This is a genomic window from Arenibacter sp. P308M17, assembly GCF_003426735.1.
GTDB lineage: Bacteria > Bacteroidota > Bacteroidia > Flavobacteriales > Flavobacteriaceae > Arenibacter.
This window is the reverse complement of record NZ_QVON01000026.1, coordinates 1-1050: the sequence shown is the minus strand read 5'-3', so window position 1 is coordinate 1050 and position 1050 is coordinate 1. Positions and strand designations below refer to the sequence as shown.

The following is a 1050-nucleotide window of genomic DNA, read 5'->3' as shown; positions in this document are numbered from 1 at the left end:
CAAACACAAAAAAGAAGGCTTTCCCCATAGGGAGGAACCGGATCCGTCAACAAGATATTCAGCCCTGGCCTATCGGCGGGCCGAATACTTAGTTATTGTAACACGTACTTTTTTATACCTCGATTGAGATAGTAACCTTTCCACCAAGTCCCTTTTCCACGATTTCGTACAATGTTTTTAAAGTCAGGTTACTCCCATTGTTCTCGACACGTGAAATGTAAGTCCGCTTCTTGTCCACAAGTTCGCCAAGCTGCTCTTGGGTCAGGTTTTTTTCTTCCCGCGCATTTCGCAAAAGGAGACCGATTTTAAAGGACTCAAAATCCCTTTCCAGTCCATCCCTGCGCTCTGTTCCTTTTTTACCGTAAACCGTATCTTTTATATCTTTCCAGCTTTTAGTGTCCATCTTATTTCTTTTTGTCTTCATAGTATGAATTCATTAGTTCTAATGCTTTGTCGATTTCCTTTTTAGGTGTCTTCTGAGTTTTCTTGGTAAATCCATTCAACAGGATCACGAGTTTTCCTTTGTCGAAAAAGCAGAACACCCTCCAAATGTCCGAACCCAATTTGATTCTGGCCTCGTAAAGTCCTTTTGTTCCGACAATCGCTTTCAGATAGGTCGAGGGAACCCTTTCATAGGTTTCAATTATTTCGATAACCTTGAATATCTTGTCCTGAACCTTTTTAGGCTGTTTGAGCAAGAATTCTTCGAAATAGTTTTTGTATTGGATTACCTCCCTGACTTTTACCATTGCTCAAAGGTAACTTAAAAGTTACTATTTTCAAAATATTTTATTGAATTTAGATTGGACGCTTAAATTTGGTAGTATGTTTTACAACGGTTAGTATATGAAAAGCAGGCTATTTCGAAGCACTGAACTTTCGGTTAATCACAAAGTTTGATTCGAGCCCAAACCCTTGAATTTATAACTGTTTCGCCTATTTTTTATATACATTGTTGAACGAATCCTCCCTACCGGTCGGAAGCTTTGTCGTGTTCAAAATACGTTTTACTTAAATTTATGCAATCTTAAAAAACAATGTAATGTATAA

At 38.0% G+C, this 1050-nt stretch carries 2 protein-coding genes; both read right to left on the bottom strand.

Going from position 1 to position 1050, the window contains the following annotated elements:
- Nucleotides 1–112: 112 nt before the first annotated feature.
- The gene (locus D0S24_RS20905; protein ID WP_117021793.1) at nucleotides 113–403 is read right to left on the bottom strand and encodes a helix-turn-helix domain-containing protein; all 291 of its coding nucleotides are present in this window, start codon (nucleotides 401–403) and stop codon (nucleotides 113–115) included.
- Between the two features lies 1 nt (nucleotide 404).
- Nucleotides 405–749 (bottom strand): type II toxin-antitoxin system RelE/ParE family toxin, encoded by a 345-nt coding sequence (locus D0S24_RS20900; protein WP_117021792.1) that lies wholly within the window; start codon nucleotides 747–749, stop codon nucleotides 405–407.
- Nucleotides 750–1050 lie beyond the last annotated feature (301 nt).

Bases quoted from the DNA above. Each gene is read 5' to 3' on its own strand.
- D0S24_RS20905 (WP_117021793.1), bottom strand. From the start codon at position 403: ATGGACACTAAAAGCTGGAAAGATATAAAAGATACGGTTTACGGTAAA.
- D0S24_RS20900 (WP_117021792.1), bottom strand. From the start codon at position 749: ATGGTAAAAGTCAGGGAGGTAATCCAATACAAAAACTATTTCGAAGAA.